15 protein-coding genes are annotated in these 15480 nt (G+C 45.4%); 11 read left to right on the plus strand and 4 right to left on the minus strand.

The annotated features are described in order from the left end of the window. Positions 1-5: 5 nt before the first annotated feature. From VL525_RS08640 to VL525_RS08660, 5 genes are all read left to right on the plus strand, one after another. Positions 6-782: a hypothetical protein gene (locus VL525_RS08640; RefSeq protein WP_325385446.1), complete on the plus strand. Its 777-nt coding sequence runs from the start codon at positions 6-8 to the stop codon at positions 780-782. Positions 783-1127: 345 nt separating this feature from the next. Further along, positions 1128-1832, plus strand: a complete 705-nt coding sequence (locus VL525_RS08645) for a 6-phosphogluconolactonase (protein ID WP_325385448.1) — start codon at positions 1128-1130, stop codon at positions 1830-1832. A gap of 10 nt (positions 1833-1842) precedes the next feature. Continuing rightward, positions 1843-2499, plus strand: a complete 657-nt coding sequence (locus VL525_RS08650) for a hypothetical protein (RefSeq protein ID WP_325385450.1) — start codon at positions 1843-1845, stop codon at positions 2497-2499. 9 nt (positions 2500-2508) lie between these two features. Next, positions 2509-4203: a GMC family oxidoreductase gene (locus VL525_RS08655; protein ID WP_325385452.1), complete on the plus strand. Its 1695-nt coding sequence runs from the start codon at positions 2509-2511 to the stop codon at positions 4201-4203. A gap of 119 nt (positions 4204-4322) precedes the next feature. Beyond that, the gene (locus tag VL525_RS08660; protein WP_325385453.1) at positions 4323-5195 is read left to right on the plus strand and encodes a sugar phosphate isomerase/epimerase; all 873 of its coding nucleotides are present in this window, start codon (positions 4323-4325) and stop codon (positions 5193-5195) included. A 204-nt stretch (positions 5196-5399) separates the two neighbouring features. Here the strand turns inward: VL525_RS08660 and VL525_RS08665 are convergent, their stop codons facing one another. Continuing rightward, on the minus strand, positions 5400-5801 hold the full coding sequence (locus tag VL525_RS08665; RefSeq protein ID WP_325385454.1) for a hypothetical protein: 402 nt from the start codon (positions 5799-5801) through the stop codon (positions 5400-5402). Between the two features lie 96 nt (positions 5802-5897). Here VL525_RS08665 and VL525_RS08670 point away from each other — a divergent pair, with 96 nt between their 5' ends. Beyond that, positions 5898-6539, plus strand: coding sequence for a hypothetical protein (locus tag VL525_RS08670; protein WP_325385456.1), 642 nt, complete (start codon positions 5898-5900; stop codon positions 6537-6539). Between the two features lie 95 nt (positions 6540-6634). Here the strand turns inward: VL525_RS08670 and VL525_RS08675 are convergent, their stop codons facing one another. Continuing rightward, on the minus strand, positions 6635-7456 hold the full coding sequence (locus VL525_RS08675; RefSeq protein ID WP_325385458.1) for an alpha/beta hydrolase: 822 nt from the start codon (positions 7454-7456) through the stop codon (positions 6635-6637). Positions 7457-7587: 131 nt separating this feature from the next. Between VL525_RS08675 and VL525_RS08680 the strand changes: the two genes are divergently transcribed. Further along, positions 7588-8154 carry an outer membrane beta-barrel protein gene (locus tag VL525_RS08680; protein WP_325385460.1) on the plus strand — a complete coding sequence of 189 codons (567 nt, stop codon included), beginning with the start codon at positions 7588-7590 and terminating at the stop codon, positions 8152-8154. Positions 8155-8183: 29 nt separating this feature from the next. On the opposite strand, the gene VL525_RS08685 is transcribed toward VL525_RS08680, so the two are convergent. Both VL525_RS08685 and VL525_RS08690 read right to left on the minus strand, forming a co-directional pair. Next, positions 8184-8582 carry a type II toxin-antitoxin system VapC family toxin gene (locus VL525_RS08685; RefSeq protein ID WP_325385462.1) on the minus strand — a complete coding sequence of 133 codons (399 nt, stop codon included), beginning with the start codon at positions 8580-8582 and terminating at the stop codon, positions 8184-8186. Next, positions 8564-8773, minus strand: a complete 210-nt coding sequence (locus VL525_RS08690) for a hypothetical protein (protein WP_325385464.1) — start codon at positions 8771-8773, stop codon at positions 8564-8566. The genes VL525_RS08685 and VL525_RS08690 overlap by 19 nt, the downstream gene beginning before the upstream one ends. A 104-nt stretch (positions 8774-8877) precedes the next feature. On the opposite strand from VL525_RS08690, the gene VL525_RS08695 reads away from it, so the two are divergent. The 4 genes from VL525_RS08695 (at position 8878) to VL525_RS08710 (ending at position 15455) form a co-directional block, all read left to right on the plus strand. Further along, positions 8878-10578: a GMC family oxidoreductase gene (locus VL525_RS08695; RefSeq protein ID WP_325385466.1), complete on the plus strand. Its 1701-nt coding sequence runs from the start codon at positions 8878-8880 to the stop codon at positions 10576-10578. Positions 10579-10629: 51 nt separating this feature from the next. Continuing rightward, positions 10630-12879, plus strand: coding sequence for a glycoside hydrolase family 3 N-terminal domain-containing protein (locus VL525_RS08700; RefSeq protein ID WP_325385468.1), 2250 nt, complete (start codon positions 10630-10632; stop codon positions 12877-12879). A 118-nt stretch (positions 12880-12997) separates the two neighbouring features. Further along, positions 12998-14470: a right-handed parallel beta-helix repeat-containing protein gene (locus VL525_RS08705; protein WP_325385470.1), complete on the plus strand. Its 1473-nt coding sequence runs from the start codon at positions 12998-13000 to the stop codon at positions 14468-14470. A gap of 4 nt (positions 14471-14474) precedes the next feature. Continuing rightward, a complete protein-coding gene (locus VL525_RS08710; RefSeq protein WP_325385472.1) occupies positions 14475-15455 on the plus strand; it encodes a glycoside hydrolase family 43 protein in 981 nt (326 codons plus the stop codon). The last annotated feature ends 25 nt before the right edge of the window (positions 15456-15480 follow it).

Raw genomic sequence — 15480 nt, forward strand, 5'->3', positions numbered from 1 at the left:
TCAACATGAAAAGGATTATAATTATAACGATATGCTGTCTTATTGGCTTATCGGCCTACGCCCAATCAGATACCATCCGCCTGCAGGACAAACGCCTGAACGTCTCCAACCTGAAGCCGGGCCTGAACCAGTACCTGGTATATTTTCAAAATCCAAAAAACAAGCAAACCCTGCGTTTTTGGTTTTGGCTGCGCAATATTCAATTGGAAAGCCGCGACGGCCAAAAAGTATTCGCTATTACCCAGCATTGGTATGGCAGCGATAGTGCCGCTTACCGTAGCATTTACTCGCTGAACAGTGCCGAAGATTTTGCGCCAGTATATATTTCGCTAACTATTAAAGGCGTAACCAAAGCTTATAATTGGAGCAAAACAAAAATTACCGGCGCAGATAGCGTGGCCAACAACGCCCATAAAGATTTCTCGCTCGATTTTAAAACCCCCAACTTTAACTGGGACCTGGATATAGAGACTTTTGAAATGCTTCCGCTTGCCGCGAACAAAACCTTCGTAATAAACTTTTACGATGCCGGGTTAAGTCCGCCGGAATATATTATTTACAAAGTTACCGGGAGCGAGGTACTGCCGACACTTGATAATCAAAAAATAGATTGCTGGAAGCTGTTTACCGAGGGAACCAATGGCAGCACCCATTACACGCAAACCTTTTGGATCAGCAAAAAAAATCATGAGTTCCTGAAGGAGGAAGACCAGTTTAACGGCATGTACAGGTATAAGATAAAGATGCCCGACGCAGCGCCGGATCTGATGGCAAGATTTTGATTTAATAACAGAGAAGTCGCTTTTAAAGCTGGCGGCGCCAATGGAGCTATTTAATATTTATTTAAACAAAAGGCCGGGTTAACATGGTTAACATAATTTCAGTTATTTAACAGTTAAAGTGCTTGTTATCAACTAATTAAAATAAATTAATAAAAAATGTGTTAACCATAAAATAGTGCCTCGCTGTGTCACTATTATGAAAAAGTTTGAAAACGGCCCGGTTGGCGTCTTTTGTTGACCGGTGTCGCGGTAAGAGCGATTTCTTTGGATTTAACACCTGTCCAATCGGCTTTTTTAAAAGGAAAGATTATATTTGGCTAACCACCAATTATAATCTTTCCTTTTATGCAAATAACCCGTTGCACTACCGTTGCAGAATTAAATGAGCTTGCCTCTGAATATATTATTAACGATCTTAACAGTCGCCCCAAATCACTTTTTTGTACCGCGACCGGCAATTCGCCCACGGGCATTTACAGGCTACTGGCCGACAAAAAAGACCTGATCGATCCTAACGGGTTAAGTCTGCTTAAGCTTGACGAATGGTACAACCTGCCCATGGACCATCCGGCCAGTTGCGAGTATTACCTCCAACAATATATGATCCGTCCATTAGGTGTGGCGGACGAAAATTATACCGGTTTTGATGCCATGGCGAAAGACCCGGCAGAGGAATGCAAACGCATAAATGATTTTATTGCTGCAAGGGGACCGATCGATATTTGTGTGCTGGGAATAGGGTTGAACGGGCATATCGGCTTTAACGAACCGGCCGATTTCCTGCAACCGCACGCGCACCTGGCCGTGTTAAGCGAAACATCATTGAATCATAATATGATCAAAAGCTCGGGCGTTGAGATGAAATATGGCCTTACACTGGGCGTGGCTGATATATTGCAATCAAAAAAGATCATCCTGCCAGTATTCGGCAAAAACAAAAAGGAAATTATGGACCGGCTTTTCGAAGGTAAAATAAGCTCGCAGTTGCCGGCATCGGTTTTATGGCTGCACCCGGATGTGACGGTGTTTTATTGCGAGAATGATAATTAGACCCAGAACAATGAATGGCAAAAAGTTGCTTTTCCTGTCAGTATTGGTAATTGTCTCCCTCGGCGCGAACGCCCAGGTGCGCGTGCGTAACGAACCCCGGCATCATAATGTATTGGAGAATAAATATTTCAGGGTGCTGGATGTGAATATCCCGCCTCATGATACCACGCTTCAGCACATTCATTCCACGCCATCCGTTATTTTGATGTTCACCAATACGGTTACCGCCACACAACTGAAAGGGAAAGGATGGGAGAGCGGGAAAAGTATTGCCGGCAGCGCTTTCTATCGCGATTTTTCAAAAGATACAGTTATTCACCGGGTAAGCAACTGGGATACAGTGCTGTATCACGTTTCTGATATCGAACTTCTGTCCGTTTACGATCCTAACAATACCCGCAAACCACTGCCTTTTACTGTTTTGTTTAACGAAGAAAGAGCTATCGCTTACCGGGTAACGTCGGTCAATAAACAGATCATTGATAACCGCGGACCGATGATCGCCGGCCTGGTGGCAGGCGATGATATTATGCTGCACAATACAAAGAATAATAAAACGACTATCATAAAAGCCGGTAAAGAAACTTTTATACCCCCAGGCATTTCTTTTTACCTGTCGCCAACAGGCAAAAAAGCTATCGACCTGGTTTTGTTCGAACTAAAATAATGAGCGACTATGAGTAAAGGAACAGAACAGCATACCTACGATGCAATTGTAATAGGCTCGGGCATCAGCGGCGGCTGGGCAGCCAAAGAGCTGTGCGACCTGGGCGTGAAAACCCTGGTGCTGGAACGCGGACGGAACATCGAGCATATTAAGGATTACCCGACGGCGACTAAAGGACCCTGGGAGTTCCCGCACCGGATGCAGGAACCTTTGCAAGTGATCAAGGATAACCCGGTTATCAGTAAATGTTATGCCTACGGCGAGGACACACATCATTTTTTTGTAAAGGACGCCGAACACCCCTATATACAGGAAAAACCATTTGACTGGATACGTGGCTACCAGGTCGGCGGGAAGTCAATTATGTGGGGGCGCGCCTGCCAGCGCTGGAGCGACTTTGAGTTTTCGGCGCCGCAGCGCTACGGTTACGCCGTGGACTGGCCTATACGTTATGCCGATATTGCGCCCTGGTATTCGCACGTCGAAAAATTCTCGGGTATCTGTGGTGATAAGGACGGGTTGGAGGCTTTGCCCGATGGCGATTATTTGCCGCCGTTCGACCTGAGTTGCGTGGAGGCTGATATCCAAAAGAAAATACATGCGCATTATAAGGACCGCTTTATGGTGAAAACCCGTTGGGCGCATCTTACCAAACCCAACCAAATTCATTTGGACCAGGGGCGCGGCCAATGCCAGGCGCGCGACCTTTGTACACGCGGCTGCCCGTTTGGTGGGTACTTTAGCTCGGTTAGTTCAACTTTGCCCTGGGCGAAGAAAACGGGCAACCTCACCATCAGGCCATTCTCGGTAGTCCACTCTGTTATTTATGATGACAAGAAAGGAAAAGTAACCGGCGTGCGCATCATCGATACCAATACCAAAGAGGAAATAGAATACTATGCCAAAGTGATCTTCCTGAACGCGGCTTGTTTGAATACCAACCTGATCCTCCTTAACTCAATATCGTCCCGCTTCCCGAACGGTTTGGGGAATGACAATGGTTTGCTGGGTAAATTCATGGCCTTCCAGAATTACCGGGGTAGTGTACACGGTCGTGTTGAAGGTTATGAGGATAAATACTACTATGGCCGCAACCCGACCAACCCCATCATCGCCAATTACCGCAACTTGCACAAGCAGGACACCAATTACCTGGGTGGATTTTTAACTTTTGTTTACTCCAACCGGGGCAGGCAGTATTGGGATCCTGGAATCGGTGCTGACTTGAAAGAGTCGCTGTCGGAATCGGGGCCATGGCACGCCGGCATGTATATGCAGGGCGAAACCATTCCTAAAGAACACAATCACGTGCGCCTGAGTAAGGATAAAAAAGATCCCTGGGGTATACCGCAGCTCATCACCTCGGTAGGTTATGATGATAACGATGACAAGATGGTGGAGGATTTCCTGACCCAATGTGCCGAGATGCTCGAAGTAGCAGGCGTAAAAGACATCGAGAAACGCGATACCCACCAGGCGCCCGGTTTGGACATCCACGAAATGGGTGGCTGCCGCATGGGAAATGATCCGAAAACATCACTGCTTAACAAATGGAATCAGTTGCACCTCTGCAACAACGTGTACGTAACCGATGGCGCATGTATGACCAGCACCGGCAACCAAAGTCCGTCGATATTATACATGGCTTTTGCGGCAAGGGCGGCTAATCATGCGGCGGAGGAGATGAAAAAGGGGAATGTTTAAGACTAATGTAAACCGGTGTCATCTCGAACGAAGAGAGAGATCTTATACAACATGCAGCAACCTATCGCTTGTATAAGATTTCTCCTCGTTCCTCGTCGAAATGACATTATTTTTTAATCATGACAAACAGAAGAACATTTATCAAAAATACAGGCCTTCTAGCACTAAGCCTGCCATTAGCTAAACCAGATTTATTTGCAGTGCCTGCCCATAAAATATCCGCCTTTGGCATACAGCTATATATGGTGCGGGATGAAATGGCAAAAGACACCCCGGGTACTTTGAAAAAGCTCGGGCAGATGGGCTATTCCCAGCTTGAAAGTTATGGCGGTGATAAAGGCATGTTTTGGGGGATGAGCAACAAGGATTTCAAAAAGCTGGCCGCGGATAACGGGCTTACGTTGATATCGAGCCATTACAACGACGAGCCGGGCGGGTTTGAGAAACAGGCGGAAAAAGCAGCAGAGATCGGCATGAAATATTTGATCTGCCCCTGGAAAGGTCCCCAGAAATCGATTGACAAGTTCAAAGAATTTGCCGATGAATTTAACCGCAACGGCGAGATATGCAAAAAACACGGCATGCGTTTCGGCTACCACCCGCACGATTATCCTTATAAAAAAGTGGATGGTCAGTTGCCGATAGATGTATTGCTGGCAAATACGGATAAGAACCTTGTCGATTTTGAGATGGACTTTTATTATACTGTAACCGAGGGACAAGACCCGGAGGCTTATATCAAAAAATATAGCCAGCGTTTCAGGCTATGCCACATGCGCGATGTACTAAAACACCGCCTCCCAAAAAATAGCGAAGAGGAATCGGCCTGCGACCTGGGGCAGGGTATTATCAATTACCCGCATTTGCTGACCACAGGATTGGATAACGGCATGAAATATTTCTTTGTAGAACAGAGCCGGTATTACCATGAGACTCCGTTACAAAGCGCAAAGATCAATATTGATTATTTGAAGAAGCTGACGTTGGTTTAAAGTTTAGTCCCTCTCTTTTGGGGGGCACCAACGGACAAATTTCACTGAAATGTTTGCATGTTTGTTTTCATGCAAACGCAAGAGGCTGATAGCGAATTAATTAAGCAGGAAAATACGCCTGCTCTTACGGTCATTATAAGTCAAGGCGATTTTAAGGGTGAGTATATTATGGATGAAAGAATTTTTAAGTCGTTCGACGAGGCTTTACAAAACTTTATTCATTATTATCGAAGCCAACTCTTTGCTCTTATCATCTATTACTTGTTGAAGCAAAGCTCCAATAGTATTTATATCTGATACCTGCCAGTTTTGTTCTTTAAGAGAATTAAAGCCCTCTAAAAAATCGTCCATGTTTTCAGCCTCAAACAATGACATACTTAAAGTTTTATATGTGTGATGAAAGGAAATCATACCAACAAACTGGTAATATCGTTTGATTTCATGAAATCCAGTAGCATCATAAATCTTTGTAGCCTTATTAAGATTTGATGTTCCAACAGTGCCAAACATTGTTCTATAATTATTGATCACATCGGGCGTATGAAAGACTAACCACCGTTTCAATGTTAGGTGTTGCATTAAATCGTTTACTACAAATTCAGCCATTTATTTAGGTTTTAATCTCACAAAGCTAACTAATTTATAAGCATGAATTTACACGAGTAAAAGTGTAGATTAGTGATACCTAACCAGCAGTTTTTTATGAAGACCTTAACCAAAACACAAGCTGATTTTCTTGATTATTTAGAACCCGTATCAGGCCTGCCAAAAGAAGTTCCAGTGCGAACTTTTATGATGAATAATTTCGATAAGCCCAAAGATTTAAGTCAGTTTGCTGACAATGACAAAGAGCCCGGTAAATTGTTATTGCTTGATTTGTTGGATAACGAATTAATAAAGGGTAATAGAAACGATGTAACCCATATTTGTGATAAGGATTGGACAACCCCCAAAAATGGTGTCGAGTATCAACAATGGTTTGATACTCTCCAGCCGACGGCAAAGATGAAAATCACCAAAAAAGGGTCAAATGCCTTAGAGGCGTATCGAGAAAACAATCCAACAATAAATGCAATTATAAAATCAAATAACAGTACAGGTCAGGCTATAAAAGAAAATTCAAGCATCCAAAAAACTTATGCGTTTGTTTCGATGGTTGCTATTGGAATAACAGCCATATTTGCTATAGCTACATTTTATAAAGATGACCCAATAAGCCTGAAAGAGATAAGCAAGTCAATGCAACGGCAAGAGCAATTATTAGACAGCTTGAGGAAAGTACAATTAGAGATGTCTGCATCTCTTAAGATAATGGCAACGAAAACTTTGCCCAAAAAGAAGTAGGTTGAGTTTTTATGAGACAAGGATAATTGGTGCCCTACCGAGAGGTCAGTGTAAATTGCGATATTAACGCCCTTTACAAAGGGTTGGGGTGAGGCCTAAAACTTATGATAGGGCTTTTGGAAAAACTCATCCACCAGTTTATTAAAATCATTGGAGTGCTCTATGAGCGTGCCGTGCCCCGAGTTTGGCACCACCCACAAATAAGCCCGGTCAATAGCCTGGTATATTTTCGTGGTATGCTCGATGGGTATCAGGTCATGGTCGCCGCAAATAATCAATGAAGGACATTTAATAGCTTTTAAAGCGGAGAAAGGTATATTGGGTTGAAAATAATCCAGCGTAAATATCTTCCAGTCGTTTTTTTGCTTGGCGGTATTACGGGGCTTGTCTTTGTCCTCGTTGTACTGTTTTACAAAATCTTTCCATACCGCCGGTTGCAGCGCTGTCGAATCAGGCGTCAGGTTTGCCCCGGTTGATGCCAGCTTGATAACCTGTTTCGGGTGGCGCATAGCCATAACTAAAGCGTTGATCCCGCCATCGCTCCAGCCGATGACATAGGCGGAATCGATATGCATTTTATCCAGCAGGGCCGAAAAGTCGTCCGCCATCATTTCAAAACTCAGCGAATCTTTGGTGTCGATGGTTTTGCCATGCGCCCGGCTGTCCACCGCTATAACCTTATATTTTTTGGCGAAGTACGGTATGGTCTTTGAAAACGCGCTGATGCTGCCGCCGTTGCCGTGTGTTAACAATAAAGGCTTTCCCTGCCCGTAAACTTCTACGTACATTTTGATACCGCGCACATCATAGTATTTTCCGGCAGCGGGATTATTGCCATAGGGAATAGCTTTTTGCTGCGCAAATACCAGGCAGCTTAATAATTGGAACAACGCAAACAGGCAGAACAGCTTCTTCATCAGTAAGTTAGTTTTAGCTAAAGGTAACAGCTTGGCGTTATATTTCGTAACAGTATCCCAAATAATTAAATCGGGCTATGGGCAACGACATTCTTTAACAATTCCCCATTAACCCTTAAAACCTAATTATCATGAAAAAGCTATTGTTACTTATCTCATTGCTGGGTATTGCTGTATTGGCAAAGGCTCAGTCAGCTACCTATCATGCATTTAAGATCGATCTGACGTTCGGCTACGCTATTCCGCCCTCTAATGGCGACGTTTCAACCAACGTAAAAGCCGGGGCCACGGTTACTATTGAACCGCATTACCGGATAACTGATGCGCTTGCTGTAGGCTTCAGGTTCGAAGGAGCGGGTCTTGGCTATGCCGATACCAACAGCGGCGATAATTCCAGTGCAAATATCTCTATCATTTATTCTTATTGCCCATCGCTTGAATACTATTTGCTGAAAGGCGGTTTCAGACCATTTATAGGGGCAGGCGCCGGTATTTTCGACCAGGGTTCTATCAGCATCAATAACAATACCGGTGGCTCGACAGAGTATGCGTCGATAGGCTCCAAATTTGGTTTTTTCCCGCGCGCAGGTTTTGAAGCCGGCCATTTAAGAATATCGGCAGAATATAATATACTGGGCAATAATTCCAATTACGCTGCGTTCGCTTTAGGTTTCTTCTTTGGCGGAGGCCGGAAATAGATTAATATCCTTGTATCAAAGATCCATGGTTACGAAACATCTGTGTCGGGTTCCCATAACCATGGATTTTCCATTTTTAGATTGGGTATCTTTTTGAAGTCAGCAATATTTCGTGTGAGTAAAGTATAATTGTTTACCAACGCTGTTGCAGCGATTATTGCATCAGGTACTTTTATTTTATGATCTCTTCTAAGTAATATAGTTTGCTCAATTATATTATCATCAGCGCCAAAAATAGAAGCAAGGTTTATGAAATTGTGCCACGCTCTATCCGCTGTGTAGTGACCGAGAACCTCAATTTTTGTAATAAAGGATATGATAAAATCGTCATCTACAATAGTGGATAACGCGGAATGAATGTTTTTTGGAAAGAGATTTCCTGCGTACTCGATCAGGATGTTAGAGTCAATTAAATATTTCTTTCCCATTGCGCGCGGCTTTCAGAAATATCTTTCAGCATTTTTTCAGCATCTTCCTTGCTCATACTGATAGATTTTACATAATCAGATGGCTTCTTTTTATCGGAACTTTCAGATTGAATAGTTACCCCTAAATCCATCAGGATTTGTTTAACAAGCGCGCTTTTTTTGTCAGGAATATTAATAATTAATGTTTCCATATGTACAAATTTACAATTTTTTTTTAAGCAATGCTATGGTGAACAGGGCCTGATATTTATTGAAAAGCCTTACCTTTCCACCGCCAATTATTTGCTTTTTTTGAATGGATTCTGCTACTAAAAACACCTACGACGCTATCGTCATCGGCTCCGGCATCAGCGGGGGATGGGCCGCTAAGGAATTGTGTGAACTTGGATTAAAAACCCTTGTGCTCGAACGCGGGCGACACGTCGAACATATCAAAGATTACCCTACTGCCAATACGCCCCCCTGGGATTTTAAGCACCGGGGCCGCATGCCTTTGTCGGTATTGAAGGAGAATCCATACATCAGCAAAGCCGCAGGCTATGGCGAGGACAACGCACATTTCTTTATAAAAGATAAGGATCATCCCTACATCCAGGAAAAGCCGTTTGAATGGATACGCGGCTACCAGGTGGGTGGTAAATCGCTTACCTGGGGACGCGCCTGCCAGCGCTGGAGCAAACACGAATTTACCAACCCGGAGAAATTCGGCTACGGGATAGCGTGGCCGATAGGTTATGATGATGTGGCGCCCTGGTATTCGCATGTCGAAAAATTTATCGGTGTTTGCGGCAATAAGGATGGCATTGAAGCCATGCCCGATGGTGAATTTTTACCGCCGTTCGAAATGAATTGCGTGCAGGAAGTGATCAGCAAAAAAATAAACGAAAACTACCCCGACCGCCACCTGGTGCATGCCCGCTGGGCGCACCTGACAAAACCCAATAAGATCCATTTTGAGCAGGGCCGGGTAAAATGCCAGGCACGTAATATGTGTATGAGGGGTTGCCCGTTCGGCGGGTATTTTAGTTCGAACAGTTCTACTCTGCCCTGGGCGAAAAAGACAGGCAATTTAACTATCCGTCCTTTTTCGGTAGTGCATTCTATCATTTACGACGAAAAGCTTGGCAAGGCATCCGGCGTTAGGGTGATCGATACCAATACTAAGGAGGTTTTTGAATACAAAGCGAGGATCATTTTCCTGAATGCTTCTGCGCTCAATAGCAATTTGATATTGCTTAACTCGACATCAACCCGTTTTCCGAACGGATTAGGTAATGATAATGGTTTGCTTGGTAAATATGTGGCTTTTCAAAATTACCGGGCGTCGGTCGGTGCCGAAATGGATGGCTTTTTAGATAAATATTATTTCGGACGTAACCCCACCGAACTGATCCTGGCTAATTATAAAAATCTTCACAAACAGGAGACTGACTATTTTGGCGGCTATACCACGTTTATGGGAGCCTACCGCGATCAGCATCAAACCGACAATTCCATACCGCAGATAGGCGATGCTTACAAAGATTCACTTACCAAACCCGGCGGCTGGAAACTTTATATGTATATGCAGGGCGAAACAGTGCCCAGGATAACCAACCATGTCCGGCTGAGCGAGGATCAGAAAGATCAATGGGGTATCCCACTATTGATCACCTCGGTTGAATACGACGATAACGATGAGCGCATGATACAGGATTTTCTGAAGGAAAGTAAGGAAATGCTGGAAAAAGCCGGCTGTAAGAATATCGAAACCTACGAAAATAAACAGGCTCCCGGCCTGGATATACACGAAATGGGTGGCTGCCGCATGGGCAAGGATCCTAAGACTTCCCTGCTGAACGGTCAGAACCAATTGCACCTTTGCAAGAATGTTTTTGTAACCGACGGCGCCTGCATGACCAGTACCGGCAACCAAAGCCCTTCCATACTTTATATGGCGCTGACAGCGCGGGCAGCAAATTTTGCAGCAGCAGAAATGAAAAAAGGAAATTTGTAACTATATTTAACTGCTGTTCAAATATTTGTATGTCCTAATTAAACTGCCTGGATGATTAAAAATTTTACTAAAACAGGATATATCCTGCTATTACTGGCGCTTACTTTTGCCGGGAAAAGTGTTTCCGCACAGGACGACCCTATCGATAAGAAGGTAGATTCTGTTCTTTCAAAAATGACGCTCGACGAAAAGATCGGTCAGCTTAATCAATACAACGGCGATTGGGAAGCGACCGGCCCCGTTACCAAAGATGTGGGCAATAAGCTGGACGAGATACGCAAGGGCCGCGTTGGCGCGGTGTTAAATATCATGGGGAGCGCACATACCAGGATATTCCAGGATGCGGCCATGCAATCGCGCATGAAGATACCGCTGCTGTTCGGGCAGGATGTGATACACGGTTACCGCATAACTTTCCCTATTCCTTTGGCAGAGGCTTGCAGTTGGGATATGGACGCGATAGAGAAGTCGGAACGGGTGGCCGCCACAGAGGCTGCGGCGTCGGGCATCAATTGGACCTTTGCGCCAATGGTTGACATTGCGCGCGACCCCCGCTGGGGCCGGGTTATGGAAGGTGCGGGCGAGGACCCTTACCTTGGTTCGCTGATAGCCGCAGCACGCGTTCGCGGTTTCCAGGGCAATGGGCTGGGAAGCGACGATGCTATAATGGCCTGCGCCAAACATTTTGCCGCCTACGGCGCCGCTATAGGCGGGCGCGATTACAACAGCGTGGACATGAGCCTGCATACTTTGTGGCAATATTACCTGCCTCCCTTTAAGGCGGCAGCCGATGCTGGTGTGGCTACCTTCATGAACTCATTTAACGATTTGAACGGTACCCCCGCCACCGGGAGCAGTTACCTGCAGCGCGAGGTGCTCAAAAGAAAATGGAACTTTAAGGGTTTTGTGGTAAGCGACTGGGGTTCGATTGGCGAAATGATACCGCACGGCTATGCCAAAGATAATGCTGAGGCTGCCCAGATAGCGATGATAGCCGGTAGCGATATGGATATGGAAAGCAGGAGCTATATCAACAACCTGGGTAAGCTGGTGGCGGATAATAAAGTATCATTTACGCTGATAGATGATGCCGCAAGCCGGATATTGAGGAAGAAATTTGAATTGGGCCTGTTTGACGACCCTTATAAGTTTATAAATCCCACGCGTGAAAAGACAGCGCTTAACCGCCCTGAAAACCAGGATATAGCCCGTGATATGGCTCATAAAAGCATGGTGTTATTGAAAAACGACCACCAGATTCTTCCGCTGTCAAAGCAGCTAAAAACAGTGGCATTGATAGGTCCGCTGGTAAAGGCTAAGAAGGAATTGAAAGGTTTCTGGTCGCTGGACGTGGATAAGAACGAGGATATCCCATCGCTGATGGATGCGTTGCAAAAACAGAACCCGCAAACACAATATCTTTTTTCTGCCGGTTGCCATATTAACGACCAATCCAAATCAGGTTTTGCCGACGCTGTGGCAACTGCGCAAAAAGCCGAAGTAGTGATCATGGCTATGGGTGAGGCGCCGGATATGACCGGCGAAGCCAAAAGCAAGTCGAACATCCATTTACCCGGCGTACAGGAGGAATTGATAAAAGCAGTGGTGGAGACAGGCAAGCCGGTTGTTGTTATTTTGATGTCTGGCAGGCCGATGGTATTTAACTGGACTGCGGATCATGCCCCTGCTATTTTATATGCGTGGTGGCTGGGCAGCCAGGGTGGCAATGCCATGGCCGATGTGCTTTACGGTACTTACAACCCCTCGGGAAAATTACCTATCACTTTTCCGCGGACAGAAGGCCAGATACCCATTTACTATAACCACCTTAATACAGGCCGGCCAGCTGCAAGTGATAATGATGTTAATTATAAATCTGCTTATATCGATCTGCCAAATTCGCCACAATACGCTTTTGGGTACGGCCTTAGCTATACCCATTTCGACTATGTAGATGACGAGCCTTTTTATACTACCACTGCATTGAAGGATAACGAGAACCTTTCGATCTCATTTACGCTAAAGAATACCGGCAAATATGCTGGTGAAGAGACGGTACAATTGTATATCCGCGACCTGGTAGCACAACCACTACGCCCGGTAAAGGAGCTTAAGGATTTTAAAAAGGTTTACCTGCAGGCCGGCGAAAGCAGGCGTGTCAGTTTTAATATCACCCGAGATATGCTATCGTTTTACAACGATAACCTGGATTACATCGCCCAGCCGGGTGAGTTCCAGGTGATGATAGGCAGCGCGTCGGACGATATCAGGCTGAAAAGGACGTTTGAATTGACCAATTAAATTGTCATATTGCATTAATAAACCATCGCCGTCGCCATTACCCCGCGTCCGGCCCAATTAACTATTAATGTATTTGAAGTGTCTTTCGGTAGTTTTTTGCGCCATTGCAAATATTGTAATGCTCACAATTAACGCTGTATCCGCGCAAAGTGATCGCGGCAGGTCATGGTATGTTGACGTTCGGGGCGACGATGCTGCACCCGGTACCCGGAGCAAGCCTTTCAGATCAATAGGCCGTGTTAATTCCATCAATCTGCATCCGGGCGACACCCTTAATTTCCACTCAGGTCAAACTTTTAAAGGAACCCTTGAATTAAAAACAGGCGTAAGCGGCACAAAAAGCAGGCCGGTTGTTATTACTGCGTATAGCGGGGCAGATAATGCCATGATCGACTCAAAGGACAGCTCAGCGATCAGGCTTTATAAGAACAGCTTTATCAAGCTTGATCAATTATCGCTAAAGGGCTCCGGCCGTAAAACAGGCAATGTGAAAGATGGGCTTGCGATTATTAATTGCAGGAATATCGAAGTGAACACTTTAGATATTTCGGGTTTCCAAAAATCGGGACTGCTGATCTATTCATCTCAAAATGTCGTTGCTGAAAATGTTTTCGTACACGATAACGGATCGGCCGGAATAACGGTTGAAGCGCCCTATCAAACCCGCGAAAGCCACAACATTAAAATACTGAATTGCCGTGCCGAAAATAACCCCGGCGACCCAACTAACCTGACGAATCACAGCGGTAACGGTATTGTGGTGGGCGACTGCCGTAAGGTGCTGATAGATCACTGCACTGCTACCAACAACGGTTGGGATATGCCACGGATAGGGAATGGCCCGGTTGGGATATGGGCCTACGAGGCCGACAGCGTTATTATCCAGCATTGCTTATCATACAAAAACAAAACCTCCAAAGGCGGCGCGGATGGCGGTGGTTTCGACCTGGACGGCGGGGTGACCAACTCCATTGTTCAATATAATATGTCGTACGATAATTGGGGCAGCGGCTACTGTATTTTTCAGTATTGGGGGGCAAGCCCGTGGCATGATAATATTTTCAGGTATAATATCAGCGAGAACGACGGCACGGTTTCCGACTCGCAAGCCGGCTTATATGTATGGAATAGCTCGGATGATGAAAAGCAGTTTCACGATTGCGAGGTTTATGGCAACATTATTTACAATTCTAAAGTAGCGGCTTTGTGTTTTTCGGAGAAAAGTGAAAGTAAGGGGCTCAAATTCTATAACAATGTATTCGTTGGCCGGGATTCCTTGATAAAAGGGAAGGATAAAATTGGTGATGCCCGGTATTGGGGGAACGATTGGTGGAGTATTGAAAAAGGATTTTATATGACCGGAGTAAAAAACTTTAAGGCATGGCGGACGAAATGCGCCAGTCGCGGCGATGATTCTGCACGGGTTCCTGAACTTAATATTAAACCGGGTTTCAAGGCAGCAGGAGGTTCCGCTTTGACATCTGCCGGGCAATTGAAAACGTTTAGTGGTTATCGGCTTTTGAAAAATGCCATCTTAAGACGGACGCCTGTATACACCGGGGAACACGGTATAAAAAACATAAAATTGTAGTGTTATGCAGAAGATAAGGCGGCTGTTGGTGATTTTGATCTTACTCGGAGAGGTTAGTGTCGCATCAGCCCAATTAGTTAAAGGGCAGATAAAAGACGATAAAGGGCAGCCGGTTAACGCGCATGGCGCCGGGGTGCTGTTTCATAATGGCACCTACTACCTTTTTGGCGAAATAAAAAAAGGGAAAACCTGGCTGGTGCCCGGGCAGCAGTGGGAGGATTATCGTGTGCCTGCCGGCGGTGTTTCGTGCTATTCGTCAAAGGACCTTAAAAATTGGAAATACGAAGGTGTAGCATTGGCGCCGGTTAAAGGCGACCCTTCGAATGACCTGGATACGGGCCGGGTGATCGAGCGGCCAAAGGTGATCTATAACGAAAAAACCAAAAAGTTTGTAATGTGGATGCACATCGACAAAAAGGATTACTCTTATTCACAATCGGGCGTTGCGGTAAGCGACAAGCCGGCCGGCCCGTACCGTTATTTATACAGCATTAAACCGAACGTGCAGATGTCGCGCGATATGACGCTGTTTAAGGATGACGAGGGTAAAGCTTATCTCATTTATTCATCCGAACAAAACTTTACTATGCAGGTGTGCCTTTTAAGCGACGATTATAAGCGGCCCACCAAAACTTTCACCCGCATATTGATCGGTAAAAAGCGCGAAGCACCTGCGCTATTCAAAAACGGGGATAAATATTACCTGATTACCTCGGCTTGCTCGGGCTGGTCGCCCAATGCGGCTATGTATGCTGTGGCCGATAACCCGCTGGGGCCATACAAGGAATACGGCAACCCCTGCAAGGGACCGGGCGCCGTAACCACTTACGAGGCACAAAGCACTTACGTGCTGCCCCTTAAAGATAAACCCGGCAGCTATATTTTTATGGCCGACCGCTGGAATAAACTCGACCTGGAGAAGTCGGATTACTTGTGGCTGCCGTTGACTGTTAATAATGGAAAGGTGGAGATAAAGGGGAATTAGCATAGCCACACAGTCGGGTGGCGTG

Source organism: Mucilaginibacter sp., from assembly GCF_035492695.1.
Lineage (GTDB): Bacteria > Bacteroidota > Bacteroidia > Sphingobacteriales > Sphingobacteriaceae > Mucilaginibacter.

Excerpts from the sequence above, each read along its gene's own strand:
- VL525_RS08640 (WP_325385446.1), top strand. The coding sequence starts at position 6 with ATGAAAAGGATTATAATTATAACGATATGCTGTCTTATTGGCTTATCG.
- VL525_RS08645 (WP_325385448.1), top strand. The coding sequence starts at position 1,128 with ATGCAAATAACCCGTTGCACTACCGTTGCAGAATTAAATGAGCTTGCC.
- VL525_RS08650 (WP_325385450.1), top strand. The coding sequence starts at position 1,843 with ATGAATGGCAAAAAGTTGCTTTTCCTGTCAGTATTGGTAATTGTCTCC.
- VL525_RS08655 (WP_325385452.1), top strand. The coding sequence starts at position 2,509 with ATGAGTAAAGGAACAGAACAGCATACCTACGATGCAATTGTAATAGGC.
- VL525_RS08660 (WP_325385453.1), top strand. The coding sequence starts at position 4,323 with ATGACAAACAGAAGAACATTTATCAAAAATACAGGCCTTCTAGCACTA.
- VL525_RS08665 (WP_325385454.1), bottom strand. The coding sequence starts at position 5,801 with ATGGCTGAATTTGTAGTAAACGATTTAATGCAACACCTAACATTGAAA.
- VL525_RS08670 (WP_325385456.1), top strand. The coding sequence starts at position 5,898 with ATGAAGACCTTAACCAAAACACAAGCTGATTTTCTTGATTATTTAGAA.
- VL525_RS08675 (WP_325385458.1), bottom strand. The coding sequence starts at position 7,456 with ATGAAGAAGCTGTTCTGCCTGTTTGCGTTGTTCCAATTATTAAGCTGC.
- VL525_RS08680 (WP_325385460.1), top strand. The coding sequence starts at position 7,588 with ATGAAAAAGCTATTGTTACTTATCTCATTGCTGGGTATTGCTGTATTG.
- VL525_RS08685 (WP_325385462.1), bottom strand. The coding sequence starts at position 8,582 with ATGGGAAAGAAATATTTAATTGACTCTAACATCCTGATCGAGTACGCA.
- VL525_RS08690 (WP_325385464.1), bottom strand. The coding sequence starts at position 8,773 with ATGGAAACATTAATTATTAATATTCCTGACAAAAAAAGCGCGCTTGTT.
- VL525_RS08695 (WP_325385466.1), top strand. The coding sequence starts at position 8,878 with ATGGATTCTGCTACTAAAAACACCTACGACGCTATCGTCATCGGCTCC.
- VL525_RS08700 (WP_325385468.1), top strand. The coding sequence starts at position 10,630 with ATGATTAAAAATTTTACTAAAACAGGATATATCCTGCTATTACTGGCG.
- VL525_RS08705 (WP_325385470.1), top strand. The coding sequence starts at position 12,998 with ATGCTCACAATTAACGCTGTATCCGCGCAAAGTGATCGCGGCAGGTCA.
- VL525_RS08710 (WP_325385472.1), top strand. The coding sequence starts at position 14,475 with ATGCAGAAGATAAGGCGGCTGTTGGTGATTTTGATCTTACTCGGAGAG.